The sequence below is a fragment of the Bradyrhizobium sp. USDA 10063 genome, assembly GCF_054063735.1.
The window spans coordinates 3,075,817-3,101,929 of sequence record NZ_JBSSGP010000002.1 but is presented as its reverse complement, the minus strand read 5'-3'; the positions used below and the strand labels follow the sequence as shown (position 1 = coordinate 3,101,929).

Below are 26,113 nucleotides of genomic sequence, written 5' to 3'. Positions count from 1 at the left end.
CTCAGTCCCACGGATGACGATGTCGAAGTCGCGGGACGCACGATGCTTGTGGTGCCGCGCGCGCCGCAGCCGGTCGATGAATTCCCCGACAGGCCGCCGCCATCGAAAACCGCTCCCGGTTTGCTGGCGATGAAACAGTTCTCGTTTCCAAAGCTCATGTTGACGCCGGATTGCGGCAGGACCGGACTTGTGCCGGGTATCGCAAGTTCGGTCGATGCCAGCGGAATGCCCGCCGGCCGGACGACGGAGCCCGTTGCCGAGCCGAACGGCGAGGTGAGATTCGAAAATGGCTGCACGCCAGGCGTCGCTGCCTGCGCGCTTGCGGGTTCGAACGAGATCGATTCGACGGCGAGCCACAGCGATATGCAAGCGGCGAGTACGGCGATCGGGGATAGTCGTCCGGACGTACGCGAAAGCTGGTTTCGCTTCGACCGAAGCAGACCTGTCATAGGACGGCTCTCCGGAGGTTAAGCTCTCCGAAAAGTTACTTCCCGGCTTCCGCGACGGTATTTCAAGAACGCACGCCACACCCGCCGAACGCACGCAGCAGATACCAAGGTATGATGTCCCTAGCCCACAATATACGTGCGCGAAAACGCCCGTAGAATGGAGCGTGCGGTAGTGCTCGATATTCTCCAAGGCACAAGTCGGAATGCTGCCGCTCCGAGGCGCTCAAAGAAGAGTGATCTCTCGATTGCCAACTTGAAGAGGCCTTCCGGCTTACGGTCACCATGGCGACGGAGAGATGGTACCATGCCGCAGATTCAGCTTCGACGAGATGACACCGTTCACGTCAACGATAATCTGCCATTTCACGCGACTGTCCGTGAAAGACCATATCGCGGCAAGACAGCCGTAACCGACCCTTTGGCACTCGCCTTTGAACGCCTGCACGTCATGCTCGCGATCGCAGCGCAGGGTTATGCCGAGGGGAATGGCGCTGAACGCGATGCGCTGCTGAACGCCGCCAACAGCCTCGACGTCTTCCAGCACAAGGCTGCGATCGAACGGCTCAAGGATCCCGTCATCAAATGCCTGTCGGATGCGCTCGGGGATGCCGGAGAGGCCCATGATCGTCATGCCGGAATTCGCGCCGATGCGCTGCGGCTCGCCGTCGCTATCAGGTTGCTCGGCTTGCAGGACGGGAACGGGTCGTTCATCGACGATAGAAGATTTGCTCCCGCGGCTCCGGCCGAGCGACCGATCGGGGGATTGCAGAAATGGCGCCTCAAGCGCGTCGCCGAATATGTCGACAGCCATCTATCGAAGAAGATCACGCTGTCTGATCTGGCGGCCGTCACGGGATTGAGCCGGATGCATTTCGCCTCCCAGTTCCGGATGGCGACCGGCCTTCGGCCGCACGAATATCTGCTGCGGCAGCGCATCCGCCGCGCCGACGAACTGCTTCGACACACGACGATGACCATCGTCGAGGTCGCTTTCAGTGTCGGATTCCAGACCCAGGCCCATTTCACCACGGTGTTCAAGCGGATCGCGGGAAGCACGCCGGCCCAGTGGCGAAACGCGCACTATGCTGCCGGCGAAGCTGCCCAGTAACGCTGGCCGCATCTGACCGCTTAGCGCGCCGCCGCGAGCGCGCGCGTGGCCCTGTTCAGTTGGGCGTTGCATTGCGCCACATCCCCTGCGCGGTCGGCGGCGCGGGCGAGGTCGAGCGCGTTGAGAACGCGTTGCAGACGCCGCCCATATTTGCCCTCGGTGGCCGCGATCGATCGCGGCGTCGGCTGATAGTTCCGCGTCGCGTCGAGACTCTCCTTCTGCCAACCCCCGGCGCCGGCGCGCTTCTCGATGGCGGCATCGGCCTGGGCTTGAACGCGTGCGATCGAGTCCTCGCAGGGACCGGCGTGGCTTGGCGGAATCGTCAGAAGCAGGATGAGGATGGCGGCCCCGAATGGCGCGACCTTGTCCATGGGTTCATCTCCTTGTATGCGGCCAAATGTTACGTGGTTACAAAATGACAACGCGCGCGACGATGTCTTTCGCAATTGAACGTGCACGCGCAACCACAAGCTCTTCGAGATCGTGGACGAGACTTTCATTTACCAGCGTTGCCTCTCCTGCGATCGAGTTGGAGATAGGCCGCCATTCGCCCTTGAGCTGATGACGGTATCGCCTTGCAATTAACATTGCATTTGCGAGGGGAACAAGGTGCCGCTGCAGCGGTAGACTGTCTCTAGCTGTCCGGTTATGTAGGAAGGCTAGGGAGGGGCCAGCCCGTGGAGACGGGCGGCCGAGACGATCATGTTCGAAGGACACGATCCCTATCTCGTCGCGCTGTCGGTGGCGATCGCGATCCTGGGTGGATATACGGGCTTCAGCCTGGCGGCGCGGATTCGCGGCACGCCGGGCGGCAGCAACCGCATCCTGCTCGCGGGCGCCGCCGCGTTTCTGGCTGTCGGCATCTGGACCATGCATTTCGTCGGCATGCTGGCCGCGCCGCTGCCGCCCGACACCGTCTATCTGGTCCTGCCCACGATCATCTCGTTCCTGATCTGCGCGCTGGTGGTCGGCATCTCCCTGTTCTTCGTCAGCATTGGCGAACCTTCGCTCAAACGGGTGGTCTCGTCCGCCGTTTTGCTCGGCGCCGGTATTGCCAGCATGCATTATGTCGGCATCCACGGCCTGTCCGGTCGCTTCACGATCGAACATGACGGCGTGTTCGTCCTGTTGTCGGTGATCGTCGCGATGGTGACAGCCTATGGCGGCCTGCGTGCCTTCCTGGCACAGCAGGAGGGCTTTCGCCTGGTCGTCAGTTCGATCGTCTTCGGTGTCGCGGTTTCCGGCATGCATTACACGGCGATGGCCGGGATGCATTTCGTGCCGCTCGCGGCAGGCGCGCATCAGCATCTTGGCGGCAGCCTTGCTGCATCGCAACAGATTCTCTCGATCATCGTTGCCGTGCTCTGCTTCGTGATCACGGCTGGCTTCCTGCTGTCGCTGGTCCCGGATCCACGACGGCAGAATCTGGTTCCTGCGATGGCCGGTGAGGTCGCGTTGCCTGCCGACACGCTCGGGCCCGACAAGGTCGCGGCCAGCGTTGCTGCACCGCGAATGAGCGTGGCCCCGCTTGGCGGTGTCGGCCGGCCGCCCCGTCCGGCACCTGCGCCGCGACTGCCGGTGGAGGGCGCCGATGGCACACACTTTATAGATATCGCGGATGTGCGCAGCGTCAGGGCTGATGCTCATTATACCCGGATCCATGACGGCACCCGGGAGCGGATGTGCCCGTGGTCGATCTCGGAGGCTGAAGCGCAACTCGATCCCGCCCTGTTCATGCGGGTGCACCGCAGCCATATCGTCGCGATCCCCCATGTCGCTTTTGTCCGCAGGGAGGGCGACGGCGCCATCATCGAGCTTGACGGTTCGTCGCCGCATCGCGTCCCTGTCAGCCGCGCCAAGATTGCCGAGGTGAAGGCGCGACTTGGTCTTACCCGTCGCCATGCCTAGGCCCAGCCGCCGGCCGTAGGTCGCAGCGGTTGACGCAATTCGTGTCCCGCCATCCGCATTTCGTGCGAAAAACCCCATTCCGTGCCCGAACGATTGCGATCGGGAAAAACCGGAGAGACCGTCCCGCCAACGTCCGCGCGCCCGACCGGCGCCAAAGGACGATTGGAGGAAGCGATGATCCCGGGACCCTTCAGCTATCACCGGCCGGCAAGCCTGGCCGACGCCGTCAAATTGCTGGCCGATCTGGGCGACGACGCCCGGCCCCTGGCCGGCGGGCACAGCCTGGTGCCGATGATGAAGCTGCGGCTCGCCGCGCCCGCTCATCTGGTCGACCTTCACGGCGTCGCCGATCTCAAGGGCATCCGTCGCTACGGCGAAACGATCGTGATCGGCGCGATGACCACCCAGCACGAGCTGCTTGCCTCCGGGGAAATCCGGCAATCCTTGCCGGTCCTGCAGGAGGCAGCCGCCCTGATCGCCGATCCCCAGGTCCGCTATCTCGGCACCATCGGCGGCAATGTCGCCAATGGCGATCCCGGCAACGACATGCCGGCGCTGATGATGGTGCTCGGCGCGAATTTCCGTCTGACCGGACCCGGCGGTGAGCGCGAGGTCGCGGCGAGCGAATTTTATCAGGGCGCCTATTTTACCGCACTTGAGCCTGGCGAAATCCTGACGTCGATCTTCATTCCGGCTCCGCCGGCCGGTCACGGCTACGCTTATGAGAAGCTGAAGCGCAAGGTGGGCGATTACGCCACCGCCGCCGCGGCCGTCGTGCTGACCATGGCGGGCGGCAAGGTCGCGACCTGCGCGATCGGGCTGACCAATCTGCACGAGACACCGCTGCTGGCGACGGACGCTGCCAATGCTGTCATCGGCACCAGTCTCGATGCAGCCACCTTGAAGCAAGCCGCGGCCGCAGCGGAAGCGATCATGTCGCCGGCGGCGGACGCCCGAGGTCCAGTCGAATACCGCAGGCAGGTCGGCGGCATCATGGTGATGCGGGCGCTGCAGCGCGCCGCGGGCCGGGCGGCATAGAGCATGATCCGGAAAAGTGGAAGCCGGTTTTCCGAAAAGATCATGCTCAAGCTTTAGAGGGAGGGAACAGATGGCAAAGACACACGTGACCATGAAGGTCAACGGCGCGGAGGTCGAAGGGCTGGTCGAGCCGCGCACGCTCCTCGTGCATTTCATCCGCGAGAACCTGCAACTCACCGGCACCCATGTCGGCTGCGAGACCACCCATTGCGGCGCCTGCACCGTCGACCTCGACGGCATGTCGGTGAAGAGCTGTACGATGTTCGCGGTGCAGGCCGACGGCTCCGAGATCACCACCGTCGAAGGCATGGCCAATCCCGACGGCTCGCTGTCGGCGCTGCAGGAAGGTTTCCGCATGATGCACGGACTGCAATGCGGCTTCTGCACGCCAGGCATGATCATGCGCGCGCACCGGCTGCTGCAAGAGAACTCGTCGCCGACCGAGCAGGAAATCCGGATCGGCATGTCGGGCAATCTCTGCCGCTGCACCGGGTACCAGAACATCGTTCGGGCGATCCAGTACGCCGCCGCCAAGCTCAACAATGTCGAATTCAAGGAGGCCGCGGAATGAACGACATGACTCCCACGCGGGAACAACGCACCGCCGCCCTCGAAGGCATGGGCTGCAAGCGCAAGCGCGTCGAGGACATCCGCTTCACGCAAGGCAAGGGCAACTATGTCGACGACGTCAAGCTGCCGGGCATGCTGCATGGTGATTTCGTCCGCTCGCCGCATGCGCATGCGCGCGTCAAGGCGATCAAGACCGAAGAGGCGCTGAAGGTGCCGGGCGTGCTCGCGGTGATCACCGCCGAGACGCTGAAGACCGTCAACCTCGCCTGGATGCCGACGCTCGCCGGCGACGTGCAGATGGTGCTGGCCGACGGCAAGGTGCTGTTCCAGAATCAGGAGGTGGCATTTGTGGTCGCGACCGACCGCTACGCCGCCGATGACGGCATCAACAAGGTCGAGGTCGAATACGAGCAGCTCGCCCCGCTGGTCGATCCGTTCAAGGCGATGGACCATAATGCGCCGGTGTTGCGCGAGGATCTCGCCGGAAAGACCACCGGCGCGCACGGCCCGCGCAAGCACCACAACCATATCTTCGAGTGGACGGTCGGCGACAAGGACCTGACCGATGCGGCTTTCCGTAAGGCGGAGGTCACGATCAAGGAGATGATCTCCTATCACCGCACCCATCCGTCGCCGCTCGAGACCTGCCAGTGCGTCTGCTCCTTCGACAAGGTCAAGGGCGAGCTGACGATCTGGGGCACCTTCCAGGCGCCGCACGTGATCCGCACGGTTGTGTCGCTGATAGCGAAACTGCCGGAGCAGAAGATCCACGTGATCTCCCCCGACATCGGCGGCGGCTTCGGCAACAAGGTCGGCGCCTATCCCGGCTATATCTGCGCGGCGGTCGCCTCCATCGTCACCGGCAAACCGGTGAAATGGGTCGAGGACCGGATCGAGAACCTGACTGCAACTTCGTTTGCGCGCGACTACCATATGACGACCGAGATCGCCGCGACCAAGGAGGGCAAGGTCACCGGCCTTCGCGTCCATGTGCTCGCCGATCACGGCGCCTTCGATGCCTGCGCCGACCCGTCGAAATGGCCGGCGGGCTTCTTCAACATCGTCACCGGCTCCTATGACTTCCCGACTGCGCATCTGGCCGTTGACGGCGTCTACACCAACAAGGCGCCGGGCGGGGTTGCCTATCGCTGCTCCTTCCGCGTCACCGAGGCGGCCTATTGCATCGAGCGTGCCATGGACATCCTGGCGCAGAAGCTCGGCATGGACCCGGCAGAGCTGCGGCTGAAGAATTTCATCAAGCCGGAGCAGTTCCCGTATCACTCGGCGCTTGGCTGGGAGTACGACTCCGGCGATTACCACACCGCTATGCGCAAGATGATGGAGGTGACTGACTACGCCGCGCTCCGCAAGGAGCAGGCTTCGAGGCGCGCGGCCTTCAAGCGCGGCGAGACGCGCGAGATCATGGGGCTCGGCGTGTCCTTCTTCACCGAGATCGTCGGCGCCGGCCCGTCGAAGAATTGCGACATCCTCGGCATCGCGATGTTCGACTCCTGCGAGATCCGCATGCATCCGACCGGTGCGGGCATCGCGCGCATGGGCACCAAGAGCCAGGGCCAGGGCCACGAGACCACCTGGGCTCAGATCATCGCGACCGAAATCGGCATTCCCGCCGACAACATCATGGTCGAGGAGGGCAACACCGATACTGCGCCCTACGGGCTCGGCACTTACGGCTCGCGCTCGACGCCGGTCGCAGGCGCCGCGATCGCGATGGCGGCGCGCAAGATCAAGGCGAAGGCGCAGATGATCGCGGCCTACAAGCTCGAAGTCCACGAGGACGATCTCGAGTGGGACATCGACGGCTTCCGCGTCAAGGGCCTGCCGGAGAAGTTCATGTCGATGAAGGACATCTGCTGGGCGGCCTACAACTCCGTGCCGCCGGGCATGGAGCCGGGGCTGGAGGCGGTGAGCTATTACGATCCGCCCAACATGACCTATCCGTTCGGCGCCTATCTCTGCGTGATGGACATCGACGTCGATACAGGCGTGTACAAGGTCCGGCGCTTCTATGCGCTCGACGATTGCGGCACTCGGATCAACCCGATGATCATCGAGGGCCAGGTGCATGGCGGGCTCACCGAGGCCTTCGCGATCGCGATGGGCCAGGAGATCCGCTACGACGACACCGGCAACGTCGTGACCGGCTCGTTCATGGATTTCTTCATGCCGACCATGGTTGAGACGCCGCACTGGGAGACCGACTTCACGGTAACGCCGTCGCCGCATCATCCGATCGGCGCCAAGGGTGTCGGCGAGAGCCCGAATGTCGGCGGCGTGCCGGCGTTCTCCAACGCCGTCAACGACGCCTTCTCGTTCCTCGGCTCGACCCACATCCAGATGCCGCACGACTTCTGGCGCAACTGGAAGGCGGCGAAGACTCTCGGAGCGGTCGCCTAGATGAAGGGACGTGAGGAGATCGCGCAAGCGCTGGCTAGATCGGGTTACATCGCCGATGCGGAGCTTGCGACCGCGATCTCGCTGATGCAATTGCTGCGGCGCCCGCTGCTGCTGGAGGGCGAGGCGGGCGTCGGCAAGACCGAGGTCGCGAAAGCGCTGGCGCAGGCCTATTCCACCGGACTGATCCGCCTGCAATGCTATGAAGGGCTCGACCAGTCCGCCGCGCTCTACGAATGGAACTACCAGCGGCAGCTCCTGGCGATCCAGGCCCATCATGGCGAGGATGCCGACGCGGTCGAGGACCGGATCTTCTCCGAAAAGTATCTTCTCGAACGGCCGCTGCTCGCCGCGATCCGCCGCGAGCAGGCCCCCGTGCTGCTGATCGACGAGATCGATCGCGCCGATGACGAGTTCGAGGCGTTCCTGCTCGAACTGCTGTCGGACTTCCAGGTCTCGATTCCCGAGCTCGGCACCGTCTCTGCCGTCACGATCCCGCATGTCGTGCTGACGTCCAACGGCACGCGCGAGCTGTCCGATGCGCTGCGGCGACGCTGCCTCTACCACTACGTCGACTATCCCGATGTCGATCGCGAGACGCGCATCATCCTGGCGCGGATTACGAATGCGAGCCCGTCGCTGTCGCTGCAGATCGCGCGGATGGTCGAGGCGATCCGCAAGGAGGACCTGCGCAAGGTCCCCGGCGTCGCCGAGACGCTGGACTGGGCGGCGGCGCTGGTAGGTCTCGATATCCGCGATCTCAAAGATGCGCCGGAGACGGTGCATGAGACGTTGATCTGCCTGCTCAAGACTCATGAGGATCGCGCCCGCTTCAAGCCTGAGGTGACGCAGCGGCTGCTGGGGAAGGTCGCATGAGCTGCTGCGGCACCAATCCGGGCTTCGAAGAGATCGATGAGGTCTCGCGCCTGGTCTCGGGCCGGCTTGCAGCCTTTCTCCGGACGTTGCGCGACAATGGCTTTCGCATCGGGCTTGCCGAAAGCCGTGATGCCGCTGCGCTGATGGCCGAAGGCTATGCGGCGCGGCCCGGATTGTTGCGGTCGGCGTTCAAGCATCTGTTCTCGGCGCGGAAGTCGGACTGGGAGAAGTTCGACGGGCTGTTTGATGCGTTCTGGCTCGGAAAACGCGTGCGTTCGCGGTCGCGGACGATGGCGTCGGGACAGGCGGCGAACAGCCCGTCGCTGAAGGCGCTGCAGGATGGCCAGGCCGAGCCGGGCGGAAGCCAATCTGCCACCGATCAAATCCCGTCCTCCGATGACGTGCCCGAGGGGCAGAGCGGCGAGGGACAGATGGAAGGCGCTTCGCGCGCGGAGAATCTCGCCGAGGTCGATTTCCGCAAGCTCGCCGATCCCGAGCAGGTTGCGCAGGCTCACGAAGCTGCGGCGCAACTCGCGAAGGTCATGCGCACGCGGCTGACGCGGCGGGATCTTGCGCGGCGGCGCGGCTATCGGCTCGATCTGCGCCGCACCATCCACCGCAATATCAATCATGGCGGCGTGCCGATCAGCCTGGTGAAGCGGCAGCGCAAGGACAAGCCGCTGCGGCTGATCGTGCTGCTGGATGCGTCCGGCTCGATGAGCATGTACACCGGCGTGTTCCTACGCTTTATCCACGGCGTGCTCGACGAATTCCGCGAGGCCGAGGCGTTCCTGTTTCATACCCGTCTCGCCTATGTCTCCGACGCCATGAAGGAGAAGGACGCCGGCCGCGCACTCGATCGTCTCTCGATCATGGCGCAGGGCGCGGGCGGCGGCACAAGGATCGGCGAGAGCCTGCAGACCTTCAACCGCTGGCATGCCGCGCGCGTCATCCATTCGCGCAGTTGCGTGATGATCGTGTCCGACGGCTACGAGACCGGCGATGCGGCGCTGCTCGGCCGCGAGATGGCACAGCTCGCACGGCGCTGCCGCCGCATCGTCTGGCTCAATCCGATGATGGCCTGGGAGGGCTATGCGCCGGAGGCGCTCGGCATCAAGGCGGCACTGCCGCATGTCGATCTCTATGCGCCCGCCAACACGCTGCAGAGCCTGCGCGCGCTCGAGCCCTATCTGGCGAAGCTTTGAAGGAGGCTTCCGATGACTGCTCATGTCGAAGTCATGGACCTGGTCGCGCAGATGAAGTCGGCCGAGCGGGCCTTTGTGCTCGCGACCGTGGTGCGCACGGTCTCGGTCACGGCGGCGAAGGCCGGCGCGAAGGCGATCATCGCGCCTGACGGCACCATCGTTGCTGGCTGGATCGGCGGTGGTTGTGCGCGCAGCGCGGTGCTGAAGGCGGCGCGCGAGGCGCTCGCCGATGGCGTGCCGCGGATGGTGTCGGTGCAGCCGCAGGATCTGCTCGCCGAGCTCGGTGTCAAACCCGGTGAGAGCCGCGGCGGCATCCGCTTCGCCAGCAACATGTGCCCGAGCAAGGGTACCATGGACATCTTCGTCGAGCCGGTGCTGCCGCATCCCTCGCTCATTATTCTCGGCGCGAGCCCGGTGGCGCTGTCGCTTGCCGCGCAGGCGCGCACGCTCGGCTATCACGTCACGCTCGCCGCGCCAGCGGCCGATGTTCCCGCCGAGCCTGACGCCGACGAGCGGATCGATGGCTTCCAGCTGGGCAAACTGAACGATGCGAAGCGCTTCATTGTGGTGTCGACGCAAGGCAAGGGCGACGAAGCCGCGTTGCGCGCGGCGGTCGCGATCGATGCCTGCTATCACGCTTTCGTCGGCAGCCGTCGCAAGATGGCTTCGCTGCGCGCGAAGCTGATCGGCGAGGGCGTGGACTCGTCGCTGGTCGACCGCGTCAAGGCGCCGGCCGGCCTCGACCTCGGCGCCATCACGCCGGAGGAAATCGCGATGTCGATCCTGGCCGAGATCACGATCGAGCGGCGACGCGGCCAGCGCGCGCCGGTTTCCGCCTGAAGTCACAAGGAACTGAACATGCAGATGAACGACAGCCAGCGCATTCCCGCATCGAAGGAAAAGGTGTGGGCGATGCTGAACCATCCTGTTGTGCTCAAGCAGTGCATTCCCGGCTGCGAGTCTCTGGAGATGACTTCGCCGACCGAGATGATTGCGACCGTCGTCATCAAGGTCGGACCGGTGAAGGCATCCTTCGGCGGCAAGGTGACGTTGTCCGATCTCGATCCGCCGAACAGCTATCGCATTTCGGGCGAAGGCTCCGGCGGTGTCGCCGGCTTCGCCAAGGGCGGCGCGACGGTGCGGCTTGAGGCGGAAAGCGCCGATGTCACGGTGCTGCATTATGAGGTCGATGCGCAGATCGGCGGCAAGCTCGCGCAACTCGGCTCGCGGCTGATCGATTCCACGGCGAAGAAGCTCGCCGGTGAATTCTTCACGCGCTTTGCGGCCGCGGCGGGCGGGACGCCGGATGTAGCGGCGGAAGCAGGCGAGAAGAAGGGCTGGATCGCAAGCCTGATGTCGTGAATTGCATTCGACACCGCTGTCTTCCCTCATCCTGAGGAGCGGCGTCTTCGCCGCGTCTCGAAGGATAAGGCCCCGCCGGTGGCCTCGCCCTTCGAGACGCCGCTTCGCGGCTCCTCAGGGTGAGGGGATGGAGCGGCGCACGTTCCTTTCTACGGCATATTCGGTGTCGTCCCCGCGAAGGCGGGGACCCATAACCACAGGGAGGTGTTGTGGCACGGGCAAGCGGTTGCAGCGGAGCACATTACAAAGGCCTGTGGTTATGGGTCCCGGGTCCCGGCTACGCCAAGAGGCTTCGCCGCGGCGCGCAAGCCCGGGGCGACGGGAGGTGAGTTCTGATTCAATTGTCAAACAGCGGAGGGGATGTGAGTCCGCACTCTCGCGGCGCGTTGCGCCCGAGCTTTGCGTCACTTTCCACCCTCCTCGAATACAGAGGGCGCAGGGAAAGCCGGGTGCCGGTTGCACCCGTGGGCCCCGTGCAACAAAAAGCACGGGGGTAGGACCACAGGTCAACCGAAGCAGCTCCGGCTTTCCCTGCGCGATGGTGTTACAGCTTACTTCGTGCTCTTCCCGGTGACCGGGCTTTCTTGCCACCGTCATCTCTTGCGCGAAAAAGTTCGCGCAAAAAACTTAGCGCCAGCGTCGGGGCGCCAGAACCACACGACTTCGCCGTCCGCGTTACCTGCGCTCGTCAGTCGCACGCATCGCGTCCACCGCATCTCACCGCAACGTTCGTGACGATCGCGAGCCGCCCCTCATCCGGGTGAGACGCGCAGAGTTAAATCACTGATTTGCCCGACGGCGAAAGCAGAATATTTTTCGTCGATAGTCTGGACAGACTTTCGGTGATTTGCCCGTCGGGTTGGTTTGTCGCACCTCGCGCCGAGCCCACTCCTGTCATTCCGGGGCATCGCGAAGCGATGAGCCCGGAATCCATTTCTCCACCTGCGCATGCGGCCCGATGGATTCCGGGCTCGCGCTTCGCGCGCCCCGGAATGACGGTGGGAGGGGCCCTGAACGTCGCTTGTCATCCTGATCAAAAGTTCGTCGCCATCTCGGCGAGGCGACGATGGGCATTCTCGCGGGCGATCCGGATCGGCTCAAGCGGCCCGGTGGTCGGGCCGATCGGCACGAAGCGGACGCTGCTGATGCCGATGAAGCGGAGCGCCTCGCGCAAGTACGGCGTCGCCATGTCGATGCGTCCGCGATTCATGCCGGTGACGAAGTCGCTGCCGCTGGCGAGGATGACGAGCGTCGGCCGGTCCTTGAGCAGCGGCAGATAGCCTTGCGATGGATTGAAGCGGAACGTCAGTCCGGGCTGGATGATCACGTCGAGCCACTGCTTCAGTCTGTAGGGAATGCTGAAATTCCACATCGGCGTTGAGATCAGCACACGATCGGCAAGCGCAAGGCGCAGCGCGATGCGTTCAGCAGGAGCGAAGCCGTCACGCTGCGCGTCGGTGAAGGCCTGTCCCTTTAGACGCGCGTATTTGGCTTCCACGATAGCGCCGGAAAATTCCGGCAGATGATCGCGCCAGAGGTCCATCAGGTCGATATCCCAGTCCGGCCGGGCCTTGCGGAAATGGTCGAGGAAGACGCGGGCGCCTGTGGCCGATTCCGAATCGGCGCGCGGCGAGCAGGCGAGATGAAGGAGCTTGGGCACCTCCGCGCTTTTACTCCAAGGCCTTGATGACGGTGTCGGCGTTGGTCACCACCGCGACGTTCTGCAGTGCGAAGTTGATCGAGGCATTGTGCCAGTCCGCGTTCATGGTCGAGCAGCAATCCTCCGGCACGATCATGAAATAGCCCTTGTCGGCGCCGGTGCGGGCGGTGTGCTCGACCGACATGTTGGTCCAGGCGCCGGTATTGATGATCATGTCGCGGCCGGTGGCTTTGAGGATGGTCTCTAACCGCGTGCCTTCCCAGGCGCTCATCCGCATCTTCTCGACGACGAAATCGCCGACGCGCGGCTCGAGCCCGGACACCGGTGCCGCACCCCAACTGCCGCGCACCATCGCCTTGCTGTCGACGAGCCCTTCGAACAACGGCGCATTCAGCATCACACCCGGCGCGCCCGGCTCGACGATGAACCAGACGTGGATGACGACGACGCCACGCGAGCGCGCGACTTCGGCAAGCCGCCGGACATTGTCGACGACGCGCTGCTGCCGCGCGTGCGCCGGCGCGCCAGACTCCGCGAACGCGCCGCCGTCCATGATCACGTCGTTCTGCAGATCCTGGATGATCATCGCACAGCGCTGCGGATCAAGCTGCATGTCGCCATCGGTCAGGTTGGGCGCCGGCGCCGAAGAGGCCGCAGCCGCGCCGCCGCGCCGGCCGCTCATATAGGGCTCGTGGCGCGGACCGACCTTGGTCGGGATCGCGTAGACCGAATGGGTCGCGGTCAGATAGAGCGTGCGGAAGTCTGCGCCGCCCCAGGCGAGATTGGCGACGAGCTCGGGCATGCGCACCTTGCCGAGCAATTCGCCGCTGCGCGAATAGACCCAGACGCCGCCGGGCGCGGTGACCCAGACATTGCCGTGCTGGTCGCATTTCATGCCGTCGGGTACGCCGGGCTCGAACTCGGAACGGATGTTGCTGGCAAAGACGCGCGGATTGGCGAGCGCGCCGTCGGCCTCGACGTCGAAGGCGCGGATCAGCGCCTGCACGGTGTCGTTGACATAGAGCACGCGTTCATCCGGCGAGAAGCAGAGGCCGTTCGGCTGCTCGAATAAATTACGGTCGACAAGCAGGCGAGGCGCGCCGCCGCCGGGCGGCACGCGATAGACGCCCTGGAAGCCGAGCTGGCGCGGCCGCTCGACGCCATAGACCGGCATGCGGCCATACCATGGATCGGAGAAGTAGATCGCGCCGCTCGAATGGACGCAGACGTCGTTCGGGCTGTTGAGCTCCTGGTTCTCGAAATGCGAGGCGAGCACTTCGCGGCGGCCATCCGGCCGTTCGCGGATCAGCGAGGAGGTGGCATGCTCGCAGACAATCAGGTTCAGCTCCGCGTCATAGGTCATGCCGTTGCATTTGTTCGAAGGGCGCCTGACCTCGACGACGCCGCGCCGCGCATCCCACCGCCGGCGCACATCGGCCGGCATGTCCGAGAACAACAGATAGTGGTCGGTCGGATGCCAGATTGGTCCCTCCGTGAACTCGAAGCCCGTGCCCACCTGGCCGACCGGCGCATAGGGATCGATCAGGTGCTCGAATTCCGGCCGCAGGGTGACGTGCGTCATGGGCTAAAGTCCTCTTGCGGTCACGCCGGGAACCAGTGGCGCTCCGGCAGGCTTTGCACGATCGGGCCCGGCACCTGGTCGTGCAATCGGCCGACCACCGCGCCGCCTTCGATCTTGGCGGGCCGGTCGTGAACCGGCAGCAGATAGCGTGAGCCGCTCAGGAGTTTCTTGATCGCGGCCTTCTCCGCGCGCTTGGTGGTGCCGTGATTGCCGGTCGTGCGCGGCTCCCAGTCGTGGATCTCGTTGAAGGGCGTCACGATCTGGTCGTTGAAATCATAGATCACGTCGCCGCAGATCGTGGCGATGCCGTCGGCGGTGTGGACGTGGATGTTCATCGAGCCTTCGGTGTGGGCATTGGCGGCGTCGCAATAGACGCCGGGCATCAGTTCGATCGGGCCGGTGATCTCGAGATCGAGGAAGCGCAGCGCGCCCTTGGTGTGCAAACGGTCGACGAGATGCTTGATGTCGGGCGCCGGATATTGCGGATGCATCAATCCGGACACGGAGTATTCCAGCTCGCGGCGGTTGAGGACGACGGTCGTGTTCATCGGAAACAGATCGTCCTTGCCGGCATGGTCGATGTGCAGATGGGTGTGGCAGACGAAGCGCACGTCGCCCATGCGTACGCCGTGACGCGCGAGCTGGTTCTCGATCATGTTCTCGTGGAATTGCAGGCCGCGCATGCCGAGCGTCTCCATGATCTGGTTGGAGCGATAGCCGGTGTCGACCACGACAGGATAGGGGCCGCCAAGGATCAGGAAGCCGAGCGTCAGCACGCGGCGAGTGCGGCCGCAGTCGCGCCCGAGCACGAGGAAGCTCGACTCCAGTTCGATATCGCCATAGTCTAGGATCTTGATTTCCAGCGGCATCCATTCCCTCCCGATTTATCTTTGCTTTGTGCGGCGATTTCTTCCTGTGCCGTCACCGATCGATACGATAGACGCGCATCGCGGTGGTCCTGAAGATCGCGTCGCGCTGCTCTGCTCGAAGCTGCACGGTGGCCGCGCGATAGGTGGCAATCAGTTCGCGATAGCTGGTCCAGAGTTTCTCGATGGGGAAGTTCGAGCCGAACAGGCAGCGCTCGGCGCCGAAGATGTTGACGGTGTCCTCGATCACCTCGCGGATATGGGTGAGATCGTTGCGGTGAATGAAGGTGCCAAGTCCCGACAGTTTCGAAACGACGTTCGGGCAGCTTGCGAGCCTTGCCATGCCGGCGCGCCAGGCGGCGCGGCCTTGTGGCGACAGGTCTTCCAGCATGCCGGCGTGCTGCAGGACGAAGGTCACCTCGGGGCAGGCTTCGGCGAGGCCGGCGGCCTCCGTCATCTGCGGCGCGAACACCTGCAGGTCAAAGTTCCAGCCGTAATCGGCGAGGCGGGCGACGTTGCGGCGGATCACGGGATCGGCGCAGAGGTCGGCGCGCGCGGCGAAACGGTAGAGCGGATTTTCGTGCCAGTGCAACTGCATGCGTACGCCGCGCACCAGCGGATAGCGCGCGAGGCGATCGAGTTGCGGGCGCACGTCGCCGGCGGAGAAATCGGCATAGGCGACGATGGCGTGCGGCCAGCCATGCTCGCCCGCCGTCTGCTGCACCCAGGCCGCCTCGTCCTCGAAGCGATCAGTGGGCCAGTTGGTCTGCACATAGACCGAGCGGATCACGCCGGTGCCGGCGAGGTCGTCGAGATATTCTGGAAGCGGATAGTCGCGGCGGATCGGCTCATAGGGGCCGAAGATGCGCGGCTGCATCGGGCCGGACAGCCAGGCGAGATCGGCCTGCCGCCAGATGTGGTGGTGGGCGTCGACGATGTCGGTCATGCCGCTCTCCTTCCGCCGAGCGACAACAGGTGCGATACGACGGCGGCGCTCGACCCGCCGTCGGAGAGATCGTTGACGAAACGCTCAATCGCGATCAGCGCTTCGGTCTGCGGCCGGAAGCCCGGCCCGCTCGCAAGCGGCGTCAGCCAGCTCAGGGACCAGGCGCGTCGCGACAATTTGGCGACCGCATCGCGCAAAGCGGAGACGTCGCCGCGTTCCAATCCATCGGAGACCACGACCACGGCGGCGCCCCGCGCGTAGCCGCCGAACCGCGGCACGGCGAGGAACGCCTGCAAGGCGTCGCCAATGCGCGTCCCGCCGTCCCAGTCGCTGACGAGATGCGCGGCCGCGTTCAGCGCCTGCTCACGGCGTTTCAGCCGCAGCGCGCGGGTGACGCGCGTCAGCCTGGTGCCGAAGGTGAACACTTCGACATTGCGCGCGGCCTGCACCAGCGCATGCGCGATTCTCATGTTCTCCTCGGTGCGCGCCTTCATCGAGCCGGAGACGTCGATCAGCAGCAGGATTTTCCGCGGCCGCAGCCGACGCCTCAGATGGCCGAGCCGCAGCACCTCGCCGTCGTTGCGCACGCTGTCACGCAAGGTGCGGCGGATATCGGCGAAGGGGCCGCGGCGCGCGCGCATCCGCCGGTGGCCGCGGCGGCGCGGCAGTCGCTTCGGCGCTTGGCGTGAGAGGCGACGCAATGCGTCGTTGGTCGTGCCGTGCGCGAAGCGGCGCTCGACCAAGGCCTCCGTGCGGGCGGCGGTGAGGCCGGATTCGTTGGCCTCGTCGGCGAGCGGCGGTTCATCCTCGCCGCGGCCTTCCTCCTGCAGGCGGACGATTTCCTCGTCTTCGCCCTCGGCCCGTTCGATGGCCTCGGCGCCGCGAAAGTGAATATCGAACAGCCGGTCATAAGTCGCGCGCCGTTCCGGCGGCGGTGCCAGCGTCGCCAGACCCGCGAGGCGGATGTGCTCCAGGCTGCGCGGTCCGAGCAGTTCGATCGCGGCGAGGAAGGCGGTGGTCTGCTCCGGCGCAACCGCGAAGCCGTTGCGGCGCAACAGCGCGACAAAGGAGATGAACACCTGTGCGGCACGCGGCAGTCGCAGTTCGTCGCTCACGCGGCAGCCTCCGCTATCAGCGCGTCGAGCCGGGGCGAGATGAAATGCAGATCCTCCTCGTCCTTCAGCGCGACGCCGATCGATCGCTTGAATGCATCCGGCCAGCGCGCGCCGCCCTTGTGCAGGAGCGTTGCGGCCTCCGCCCAGTCGACGGCCTCGGCGATGCCGGGCGCTTTGCTCAGGGGCTCGCGCCTGAGCTTGCCGACAGCGGCGACGACGGCGCGGGCGGTCGCTTCGGCGACGCTGAAGGCACGCATCATGACGATGCGCGCTTCGCGCTCGGCGGTCGGATAGTCGATCCAGTGATAGACGCAGCGGCGGCGCAGCGCCTCATGCAGATCGCGCGTGCGGTTCGAGGTCAACACCACGACCGGATGTTCCGACGCGCGCACCGTGCCGCGCTCGGGAATCGAGATCTGGAAGTCCGAGAGGAATTCGAGCAGGAAGGCCTCGAACTCCTGGTCGGCGCGGTCGATCTCGTCGATCAAGAGCACGGTCGAGTCGGGCGCGCGCAATGCGGCGAGCATCGGCCGCTCGATCAGGAAGGTCTCGCCATAGATGTCGATGGTCTCGTCGCCGGCCTGCCGGATCGCCAGCATCTGGCGCGGATAGTTCCACTCGTAGAGCGCAGCGGCGGCGTCGATGCCCTCATAGCATTGCAGGCGGATCAGCCTGCGGCCGAGCACGGCGGCGATCGCCTTGGCGGCTTCGGTCTTGCCGACGCCGGGCGCGCCTTCAAGCAGCAACGGCTTGCCGAGCGCGAGCGAGAGATAGGCTGATGTCGCGATGCCGTCGTCGGCGAGGTAATAGGCCGCGCGCAGCGCCTTCTCCAGCGCTTCCGGGCTGTTGATGCCGACGATGTTGCTGCGAACCGGCATATGTGCCTCTAGCGCCTAATGCGATTTGATTGAAGCGGCTTGCGCGCGCGTTCACCTCTCCCGCTTGCGGGGGAGGTCGGCGCGAAGCGCCGGGTGGGGGCTCTCTCCCCACGATCGGATAGGGTGAATCGCGGAGAGACCCCCACCCCAGCCCTCCCCCGCAAGCGGGAGAGGGAGCAGAGCAGCCATCGCGGATACATTCGACCTGATCTCATCATGCTCGCGCCTGCGGCCGCGCGCCGCCCTGCGCCTTGATGGCGCGCAATACGCGTTCCGGCGTGATCGGCAATTCGTCGATGCGGACCCCGACGGCGTTGAAGATCGCGTTCGCCACGGCCGGCAGCACCGGGTTGGCGCACATCTCGCCCGGGCCCTTGGCGCCGAACGGCCCGTCGGCCGCAGGGCGCTCCAGCACGGCGATGTCATGCGGGCAGATGTCGCCGGGCCCCGGCATCAGATATTCGACGAAGTCGCGCGGCCCGTGGCTCGGGTCGGGATAATAGGGCTCGGGAGTCTCGTAGAGCGCGTGGCTGATGCCCATCCAGGCGCCGCCGACCAGTTGCTGCTCCACCAGCCGCGGATTGAGCGCGCGTCCCAATTCGTAGGCGCTGTCCATGCGGACCATCGCGACTTCGCCGGTCTCGTCGTCGACCTCGACCTCGGCGACCAGGCAGGCATGTGCGTAGCATGTGGCAGGCGACATCTCGCCGGTTTCAGGGTCGACGTCGGAAAGCGGCACCAGGAAGATGCCGCGGCCGGAGATCGTCTTGCCCTGCTTGAACTGCGCGGCGATCGCCACGTCCCTGGTCGAAATCGAACGGTGCGGCGCGCCTTTGACGTGAATGTTGCCGCGGCCGTCGGTCTCGAGATCGGCGGCGTTCACCTCCAGCTCTTCGGCGGCGGCCTCCATCATCACACCGCGCGCTTCGCGTGCGGCCATCATTACCGCATTGCCGACGCGATGGGTGCCGCGCGAGGCGAACGAGCCCATGCAATGCGGCCCGGTGTCGGAATCGGCGGTGTCGACATAGACGTCCTCGACCGGCACGCCGAGCGTCTCCGCGCAGATCTGCCGCGTCACCGACTTCATGCCCTGGCCGAGATCGATCGAGGACAGCGCCACCGTGAACTTGCCACTGGGATTGGAATGCACCAGCGCCTGGCTGGGATCGCCGCCGAGATTCATCCCGATCGGGTAGTTGATCGATGCGATGCCGCGTCCGCGATGCCTGGTCATGATCAGCGCCTCCTGGTGCCGAAGACGGAGGAGAAGCGGGCCGCGCCATGCGACGGCGCCTGCGGCCGCGGGGGAGGGGGCGGCGGCGGCGGAGGTGGCTCACGCGAGGCGGCCGGCGCGCGGTCATAGGTCGTCCGCTGCTGCGACGGCGTCGCGACTGGTGCGTAGGAATCGCGCGGCGTCGGCGGGATCGCGGCGCGGCTGCCGCCGCCCTCTTTGCGCGAGGAAGCGCGCTTGAACTCCTCGCGGATCGGCCATTTGGCCTTCTCGGCGGCGACCTGGACGCATTCGATCAGCGCGCAGTTCTTGGCCTCGCGGCGATGCGCCTTCATGTCGCCGTCGCGATAGGCGTTGAGGATGCGGAACTCCATCGGGTCCATGCCGACGAGATGCGCGAGCTTGTCCATCTGGCACTCGATCGCAAAGTCCATCGCGGTGACGCCGAAGCCGCGCATCGCGGTCGCCGGCGTGCGGTTGGTGAAGACGCAATAGACATCGCCATAGACGTTGGGGATCGTGTACGGCCCCGGCAGATGCGCGGCGCATTTGACGGCGGCGTAGCTCGACAGCCGCGTATAGGCGCCGCTGTCGAAAAAAGCGCGGATCTTGCGCGCGACGATCCGCCCGTCGCGCATCACGCCGTCCTTGATGTAGATGCGCTCGGCGCCGCGCGGCGAACCGAATTGCATCTCTTCATCGCGTCCGAGCACATAGCGCACCGGACGCCCGGTGAGCATCGCGCCGAGGATGCAGAGCGGTTCGGTGAGCGTATCGACCTTGCCGCCGAAACCACCGCCGACGGTGCCGCCGATGAAATGGAAGGTGTTCGAGGGCACGTCGAGAATCTTCGCGCAGGTGTCGAGCGAGAAGAACAGAGCCTGGGTCGAGGTGTAGACGATGTAGCGGCCATTGGTGTCGGGCGCGGCGATCGAGCCGTTGGTCTCGGTCGGCGCATGCTCGATCGGCGACATCTGGTAGCGCTGCTCCAGCACATGGTCGGCCGCGGCGAGGCCGCGCTCGACATCGCCGAAGCGAAGTTTCTGGTGGTCGTAGACGTCGTGATAGATGAATGCGTTCTTCGGATAGGTCTCGTTGACGACGGGCGCGCCGGGCTTCAGCGCGTCCTCGACATCGAACACGGCCGGCAACGGCTCGTAGTCAATACGCACCTTTGCCATCGCCTCATAGGCCTCGCGCGGGCTGTCGGCGACGATGGCGACGATCGGCTCACCCTTGTAGCGGACCTTGTCGACCGCGAGCGACGGCTCGTCGTCCTTGCCGAAATTGATCAAGCTGAGCAGCGTGTTGAGATTGCGCGGCACGTCGCTGCCGCGGATGATCCGGCGCACGCCCGCCGAGCGCTCGGCCTCGCTGGTGTCGATGCGGCGCAGCCGCGCATGGGCGTGCGTGCCGCGAACCACCTTCAGATGCAGCATGCCCTGCAGCTTGTGGTCGTCGAAATAGGTCGAGGTGCCCGTGACATGCCCGAGCATGTCCTGCCGCTGCGTGCCCTTGCCGATTTCCTTCAGATTGTCGTCGCGTTCGTCGGCGAAGATGTCCTTGCGCAGTTCCAGCATGGCGCGATCCCCTTAAGCGCGGGCACGGCCGCTCGCGGCGGCGAGCACGGCATTGATGATGGGCTCGTAACCGGTGCAGCGGCAGATATTGCCCGAGATCGCCTCGATCACCTCGGCGCGACCCGGCTGCGGGTTGCGGTCGAGCAGCGCCTTCGCGGCCATCAGCATGCCCGGCGTGCAGTAGCCGCACTGGGCGGCAAAGCTGTCGGTGAAAGCGCGCTGCAGCGGATGTAGGTTCGGGCCGTCCTTGATGCCGTCAAGCGTTTCTACGGAACGGCCGGCGACCGTCTCGGCCAGTGTCAGGCAGGAGAGATGCAACTCACCATCGATGAGCACGCTGCAGGCGCCGCAGCCGCCCTGGCCGCAGCCGAATTTCGGCGTCATGTCGCCGATCAATTCGCGCAGCGCGACCAGAAGGTTGCTGCCGCCGTCGACGAAGATCGCAACGTCGCGGCCGTTGTGGCGGAATTGTAAAGCGGTCTTGGCCATGGTGATCCTTTTGGCGATCCTATTCCTGACCGGACAGTAAACGTCTGAGATGAACGCCGACGATCTCGCGCCGGTACCAGCCGGAGGCGAGCGCGTTATCGGCGGGTGAGGTGCCCTCGATGGCGGCCGCGGCGGCGGCGCTGATCGTGGCAGTGTCAAGCGTGCGCCCCTCCAGCGCCCGCTCGGCGGCACGGGCGCGGATCTGCGTCGGCGCCATCGAGCCGAGCGCGATCCGCGCACTGAGGATGCGGCCGCTGCTGACGGGCAGATGCGCAGCGAGCGTGATCACCGCGCCGCCCTTGGGCTTGATGCGCGCGATCTTGCGATACCGGAACGCGTCCGCGCTCGCGGGCTTCTGAAAGGAGACCGCGAGCACGAGCGTGCCGCTCTGCCGCTCGCGCGTTTGCAAAAATTCCTCGATCGGCACGTCGCGGCTGCCGAGGCCGCCCTGCACGGAAACCAGGGCGTCGAGCGCCAGCAGCGCGACGGTGAAGTCGCCGTAGGGGTTCGATGCAAAGAGATTGCCGCCAACGGTGCCCATGTTGCGCACCGCCGGTCCGCCGATCGAGCGGGCGGCGGCGTGAAGGAAGGCAAGATCGCGCTCGGCGAGGATGCGGGAAAAGGTGACGCCGGCGCCGATCGTGACGCGAGAACCCGTCGCATCGATCCGCGTCAGTGCATGGTCGCTGGCGCGAACAATGGTGGAGATCGAGATGTCGCCCTCGTTCAGCGCACGCATCACCAGCGTGCCGCCGCCGAGATAGCGCGCGCCGCGGTCGGATGACAGCGCCGCTGCTGCCTCGCCGGTGCTGGCAAAGGTTCTTACTGTCACCGCCATGGACGTTCCTCCGCGCTCATGCGGCCTCCTTCAGATGCCGGCGGATGGCGTCGAAGCCGGCCTGGTAGATCTCTTCGGAAACCATCTGCGTGATGCCGGCGCTGTCCTCGGGTCGCGTCGTGAACCGCGATTCCCAATACCAGAAGGTGCGATCGCCGTCAGTGACGGGCAGCAGGCGGACATGCGCGACATAGTTGAACATCGGGATCGGCGTGTCGAGCAGGCAATAGCTGAAGGACTGCTCGAGGTCGGACAGTGCCAGCAATTGCTCGCGCAGCTCCGAGCCGTCCTTGAGCTTGAATCGCCTGATGCAGCCGATCTTGTCGGCGGGGTGCGCGCGCTCGATTCCGCTGGTCGCGACCGCCGGATGCCAACGGTCGTGGCCGTTGAAATCGCGGAGCACGTCCCACACCACCTCGGTGGGTGCATCGATGATCGTGCTCTTGACGATATGCGGCACGCTAGCCTCCGACCTTTGTCACCTCTCCCCATCGGGGAGAGGTCGGATCGCATCGCAAGATGCGATCCGGGTGAGGGGCGGCGGTCTCTCGTGGGACCTGAACCCCCTCACCCGGCGCTTCGCGCCGACCTCTCCCCGATGGGGAGAGGTGGAACATCGTCGCGACAGCGGATGGACTCAATCGCATCACGCTAGCCTCCGAAGGCGCGTTTCAGAGCGTCGAAGCCGCCCTGGAACACGCCGCCGCCGATATTGCCAACGAGCTCGGCCTCGCGCTCGGGCGCGCAGTCGAACTCGGCGGTCCATTCGAGGAAGGTCTGGTCGCCGTCGGTCACCGGCGTCAGCCGCAGCGTCGCGACATAGTTCTCTACGCCCATCGGCGATTCCAGGATGGAGTAGGTGCAGAACATGTCGTAGTCGGACAGGCCCAACAGCTTCTCGCGGATGCGGTCGCCATTACGCAGGCGGAAATCCCTGACGCAGCCGATCTTGTCGGCCGGCTCGCCGCCTTCGATGCGGCTCTCCGCAATCGCCGGATGCCAGTTCGGCAGCCCGTTGAAATCGCGCACGCGGGCCCAGACGCGATCGTTGCGGGCGTTGACGACGGTGGAGACATAGACCCTGGCCATGATGTGCGCTCACTCCTTCTTGCGCGGGGGCCGCGGCTCGCCCGTGGGCGGGCTTGCGGGCGGCTTGGCTTCGCCGCTCTTGCGGGTCGTGGAGTCCTTGATGCCCTGCATGTCGCGCGCCTCGCGGATCAGGCCGGGCATCTTGGCAAGGCTGCCGCCCTCGACGCCGATATCCGACAGGATCGAATCGATCAGCGGCGCCTGCACCCGGTAGCGCAGCGCGGAGTCGATCACCTCGTCGGTCGCACTTCGCGACGAGCCGTTGCCATGGCCGCTGCCGTTGAGGCCGTCGACCTGCAGGATGCGGATGCCCTCGATCTTCTCCATCGGCTTGACGCTCTCGCGCACGATGCCCTCGATGCGGTCGAGCAGCTTGCGGCGGAACAGCGAGTAGCGCGCCTGGTCGGTGAGCACGTTCTCGGCTTCATTGAGCAGCCGCTGCGCTTCGGCTTCCACCGCGGCGCGCACCCGCTCGGCTTCGGCCGCGATGCGCGTCTCCTCGGCCTGCTTCTCGGCGAGGAGTACCTCCACCGTCTTGCGGCGGCGGGCGATCTCGCTCTCGCGCGCGGTGACGACGCGCTCGGCGGCTTCCGTGGCGCGCACCCGCGCATCTTCGGCGGCCACCTTGGCCGCGGATTCCTCCAGGGATTTCTGGTAGAGGGCGATCGCCTTCTCCATCAGCGCGGTCTCGACGTCCTTCTCGCGGCCAACCTCAAGCCGGCGCAGATCGCGCTCGCGGCCGATGCGGGCCTCGTCGAGGCCGCGGTCGGAGGCGATGCGGGCGCGCTCGACTTCCTCGCGGGAGGCGATCTCGGCCTCCTGCAGCGACTGGACGCGGGCGACCTCGAGCTGCTCGATGGCGCGGCGCCGTTCGATCCGCGCCGCCTCCACCGCCTGCTCGCGCGAGACATCGGTGGTTTCGACCTCCTTGCGCGCCACGATCTCCGCCTGCTTGACTTGGCGGTCGGCATCAATGCGCTCGGAACGTTTGGCGGCGAGTGCGATCACGCGCTCCTCGTCGGCGATCTCGATCGCTCTCTTCTGGTCGATATTGAGCACCTCGCGGGTCTTCGAGGAGGTGATGCGCTCGGATTCGAGCGCAAGTTCCACTCCGATGCGCCGGCGTTCGATCGCATCGCGCCGCTTGAGGTCGGCTGCCTCGATCGCCTCGGTGCGCTCGATCTCGAGCCCGCGGGTCTCCTTCTCGGCGCGGATGCGCTGGGCGGCGACTGTCTTCTCTTGAGCGATCCGTGCGGCCTCGATCGCTTCGCGCGAGGCGATGTCGGCTTCCTCGACCGCGCGATTGCGTGCGATCTCCAGCGCACGGACGTGCTCCTCCTGGGCGATCCTGGAGGATTCGGTGGCTTCGCGGGCGGAGATGCCGGCGATCTCGATGGCCTGGTTGCGCTCGATCTCCAATTTGCGCGTTGCGTGCTCGGCGCCGATGCGCTCGGCGGCCAGCGTCCGCTCGCGGGCGATGCGAGCGGCCTCGACCGCCTTCTGCGCCTCGATCTCCGCTTCCTGGATAGCGCGGACCTGCTGGATCTCCAGCGCGCGGGTGCGTTCGTCGGAGGCGATGCGCTCGACATTGACCGTCATGGTCTGGGTGATGCGCGCCTTTTCGGTCGCCTCGCGCGCAGCGATCTCCGCTTCCTCGACGATGCGCGTGCGCTCGATCTCGCGCCGCCGGGTCTCTTCCTCGTTGGCGATGCGGGCATCGGTGACGACGCGATCCTGCTGGATGCGCGCCTTCTCGATCGCTTCGCGCGCGGCGATCTCGGCTTCCTCGACGGTGCGCATGCGCTCGATCTCGCGCTGGCGCACCTCGCGCTCGGAAGCGATCCGCGTGGTGTCGACCGAGCGCTGATTGGCGATCCGGGCCTTCTCGATCTCCTCGCGGGCCAGCAGCTCGCGTTCTTCGACCGCGCGGGTCCGCTCGATCTCCTTCTGGCGGGTCTCGCGTTCGGAGGCGATGCGGGCCTCCGTGATCGCCTGTTCGTTGGCGATCCGCGCTTTCTCGATCGCCTCGCGCGCGGTGATCTGCGCCTGCTCGGCCTCGGTCTCGCGCAGGGCGCGCTCGCGCGCCACTTCCGTGCGCTGCAGCGCGCGGCGCATCTCGATATCGCGCTCCTGTTCCAGCCGCGCCGTCTCGCTCTCGCGCTCGATCTCGAGCGCCTGCCGTTCGGCCTCCAGGTTGCGGGAGCGGATCTTGATCATCGAGTCCTGCTCGATGTCGTTGCGCAGCTTGCGCTTGGCCTCGATGTCCTCCATCAGGCGAGTGAGACCCTCGGCGTCGAAACGGTTCGACGGATTGAAATATTCGAGGTCGGTCTGGTCGAGGTCGGTGATCGCGACGGATTCGAGCTCGAGGCCGTTCTGGGCGAGGGCTTCGGCCGCGGCGGCCTTGACGCGGGCGACATAGTCGCCGCGCTGCTCGTGCATCTGCTCCATCGTCATTTCCGAGGCGACCGAACGGATCGCCGAGACGAACTTGCCGGAAAGAAGCGTATGAAGCTGTTCCGGTTCCATGGTGCGGCGGCCGAGCGTGGCCGCTGCGATCGAGACGGCCTCGCGGGTCGGTTGCACGCGGACGTAAAAATCCGCCTCGATGTCGACGCGCATGCGGTCGCGGGTGATGACCGCGTCCTGCCTGGAGCGCACGATGCCCATCGGCAGCACGTTCATGTTGACCGGCGTGTAGTCGTGGATGAAGGGCAGCACAAAGGCGCCGCCATTGATCACGACGCGCTCGCCGAGGAAGCCGGTGCGGACGAACGACACTTCCTTCGACGAACGGTGATAGAGCCAGTTGACGATGTAAACGACGACGACGATCGCGATGATCGCGACGATGAGCCAGAGGATCAATTCGCCTATCAGAATCCCTGACATCTTCTCCTCCCTT

General features: G+C 65.5%; 23 protein-coding genes. 9 read left to right on the top strand and 14 right to left on the bottom strand.

The window, feature by feature from the left end:
• The first annotated feature begins 753 nt into the window (after positions 1–753).
• Positions 754–1,557 (top strand): helix-turn-helix domain-containing protein, encoded by an 804-nt coding sequence (locus ACVJGD_RS17075; RefSeq protein ID WP_456635436.1) that lies wholly within the window; start codon positions 754–756, stop codon positions 1,555–1,557.
• A gap of 20 nt (positions 1,558–1,577) precedes the next feature.
• On the opposite strand, the gene ACVJGD_RS17070 is transcribed toward ACVJGD_RS17075, so the two are convergent.
• Positions 1,578–1,928, bottom strand: a complete 351-nt coding sequence (locus ACVJGD_RS17070; protein WP_456635435.1) for a hypothetical protein — start codon at positions 1,926–1,928, stop codon at positions 1,578–1,580.
• A gap of 331 nt (positions 1,929–2,259) precedes the next feature.
• Between ACVJGD_RS17070 and ACVJGD_RS17065 the strand changes: the two genes are divergently transcribed.
• From ACVJGD_RS17065 to ACVJGD_RS17030, 8 genes are all read left to right on the top strand, one after another.
• Positions 2,260–3,465: an MHYT domain-containing protein gene (locus ACVJGD_RS17065; protein WP_456635434.1), complete on the top strand. Its 1,206-nt coding sequence runs from the start codon at positions 2,260–2,262 to the stop codon at positions 3,463–3,465.
• 174 nt (positions 3,466–3,639) lie between these two features.
• Positions 3,640–4,503: an FAD binding domain-containing protein gene (locus ACVJGD_RS17060; RefSeq protein WP_456635433.1), complete on the top strand. Its 864-nt coding sequence runs from the start codon at positions 3,640–3,642 to the stop codon at positions 4,501–4,503.
• A 70-nt stretch (positions 4,504–4,573) separates the two neighbouring features.
• Positions 4,574–5,074: a (2Fe-2S)-binding protein gene (locus ACVJGD_RS17055; protein WP_456635432.1), complete on the top strand. Its 501-nt coding sequence runs from the start codon at positions 4,574–4,576 to the stop codon at positions 5,072–5,074.
• On the top strand, positions 5,071–7,491 hold the full coding sequence (locus ACVJGD_RS17050) for an aerobic carbon-monoxide dehydrogenase large subunit (protein ID WP_456635431.1): 2,421 nt from the start codon (positions 5,071–5,073) through the stop codon (positions 7,489–7,491). Before ACVJGD_RS17055 ends, ACVJGD_RS17050 begins: the two co-directional genes overlap by 4 nt.
• Positions 7,492–8,364, top strand: coding sequence for an AAA family ATPase (locus tag ACVJGD_RS17045; protein WP_456635430.1), 873 nt, complete (start codon positions 7,492–7,494; stop codon positions 8,362–8,364). It begins immediately after the preceding gene.
• On the top strand, positions 8,361–9,569 hold the full coding sequence (locus tag ACVJGD_RS17040; RefSeq protein WP_456635429.1) for a vWA domain-containing protein: 1,209 nt from the start codon (positions 8,361–8,363) through the stop codon (positions 9,567–9,569). Before ACVJGD_RS17045 ends, ACVJGD_RS17040 begins: the two co-directional genes overlap by 4 nt.
• Before the next feature lie 12 nt (positions 9,570–9,581).
• Complete coding sequence (locus ACVJGD_RS17035; protein ID WP_456635428.1) at positions 9,582–10,409, top strand: XdhC family protein; 828 nt, start codon at positions 9,582–9,584, stop codon at positions 10,407–10,409.
• Positions 10,410–10,427: 18 nt separating this feature from the next.
• Positions 10,428–10,931, top strand: a complete 504-nt coding sequence (locus ACVJGD_RS17030) for an SRPBCC family protein (protein ID WP_456635427.1) — start codon at positions 10,428–10,430, stop codon at positions 10,929–10,931.
• 1,033 nt (positions 10,932–11,964) lie between these two features.
• On the opposite strand, the gene ACVJGD_RS17025 is transcribed toward ACVJGD_RS17030, so the two are convergent.
• The 13 genes from ACVJGD_RS17025 to ACVJGD_RS16965 form a co-directional block, all read right to left on the bottom strand.
• Entirely contained in the window at positions 11,965–12,591 is a 627-nt protein-coding gene (locus tag ACVJGD_RS17025; RefSeq protein ID WP_456635426.1) for an FMN-dependent NADH-azoreductase, read from the bottom strand.
• Between the two features lie 10 nt (positions 12,592–12,601).
• The gene (locus ACVJGD_RS17020) at positions 12,602–14,173 is read right to left on the bottom strand and encodes an isochorismatase family protein (RefSeq protein WP_456635425.1); all 1,572 of its coding nucleotides are present in this window, start codon (positions 14,171–14,173) and stop codon (positions 12,602–12,604) included.
• A 20-nt stretch (positions 14,174–14,193) separates the two neighbouring features.
• Positions 14,194–15,042, bottom strand: coding sequence for an MBL fold metallo-hydrolase (locus tag ACVJGD_RS17015; protein WP_456635424.1), 849 nt, complete (start codon positions 15,040–15,042; stop codon positions 14,194–14,196).
• 52 nt (positions 15,043–15,094) lie between these two features.
• Positions 15,095–15,985 (bottom strand): amidohydrolase family protein, encoded by an 891-nt coding sequence (locus ACVJGD_RS17010; protein ID WP_456635423.1) that lies wholly within the window; start codon positions 15,983–15,985, stop codon positions 15,095–15,097.
• Complete coding sequence (locus ACVJGD_RS17005; RefSeq protein WP_456635422.1) at positions 15,982–17,100, bottom strand: VWA domain-containing protein; 1,119 nt, start codon at positions 17,098–17,100, stop codon at positions 15,982–15,984. The genes ACVJGD_RS17010 and ACVJGD_RS17005 overlap by 4 nt, the downstream gene beginning before the upstream one ends.
• On the bottom strand, positions 17,097–17,978 hold the full coding sequence (locus ACVJGD_RS17000) for an AAA family ATPase (RefSeq protein ID WP_456635421.1): 882 nt from the start codon (positions 17,976–17,978) through the stop codon (positions 17,097–17,099). Before ACVJGD_RS17000 ends, ACVJGD_RS17005 begins: the two co-directional genes overlap by 4 nt.
• Before the next feature lie 214 nt (positions 17,979–18,192).
• A complete protein-coding gene (locus ACVJGD_RS16995; RefSeq protein WP_456635420.1) occupies positions 18,193–19,215 on the bottom strand; it encodes a xanthine dehydrogenase family protein molybdopterin-binding subunit in 1,023 nt (340 codons plus the stop codon).
• A gap of 2 nt (positions 19,216–19,217) precedes the next feature.
• Positions 19,218–20,792, bottom strand: coding sequence for a xanthine dehydrogenase family protein molybdopterin-binding subunit (locus ACVJGD_RS16990; RefSeq protein ID WP_456635419.1), 1,575 nt, complete (start codon positions 20,790–20,792; stop codon positions 19,218–19,220).
• 12 nt (positions 20,793–20,804) lie between these two features.
• The gene (locus ACVJGD_RS16985; protein WP_456635418.1) at positions 20,805–21,281 is read right to left on the bottom strand and encodes a (2Fe-2S)-binding protein; all 477 of its coding nucleotides are present in this window, start codon (positions 21,279–21,281) and stop codon (positions 20,805–20,807) included.
• Positions 21,282–21,300: 19 nt separating this feature from the next.
• Positions 21,301–22,119: an FAD binding domain-containing protein gene (locus ACVJGD_RS16980; RefSeq protein ID WP_456635417.1), complete on the bottom strand. Its 819-nt coding sequence runs from the start codon at positions 22,117–22,119 to the stop codon at positions 21,301–21,303.
• A 16-nt stretch (positions 22,120–22,135) separates the two neighbouring features.
• Positions 22,136–22,579, bottom strand: a complete 444-nt coding sequence (locus tag ACVJGD_RS16975) for an SRPBCC family protein (protein WP_456635416.1) — start codon at positions 22,577–22,579, stop codon at positions 22,136–22,138.
• A gap of 191 nt (positions 22,580–22,770) precedes the next feature.
• Positions 22,771–23,208: an SRPBCC family protein gene (locus ACVJGD_RS16970; protein WP_225116590.1), complete on the bottom strand. Its 438-nt coding sequence runs from the start codon at positions 23,206–23,208 to the stop codon at positions 22,771–22,773.
• 9 nt (positions 23,209–23,217) lie between these two features.
• A complete protein-coding gene (locus ACVJGD_RS16965) occupies positions 23,218–26,100 on the bottom strand; it encodes a flotillin domain-containing protein (RefSeq protein ID WP_456635415.1) in 2,883 nt (960 codons plus the stop codon).
• Positions 26,101–26,113: the final 13 nt, after the last annotated feature.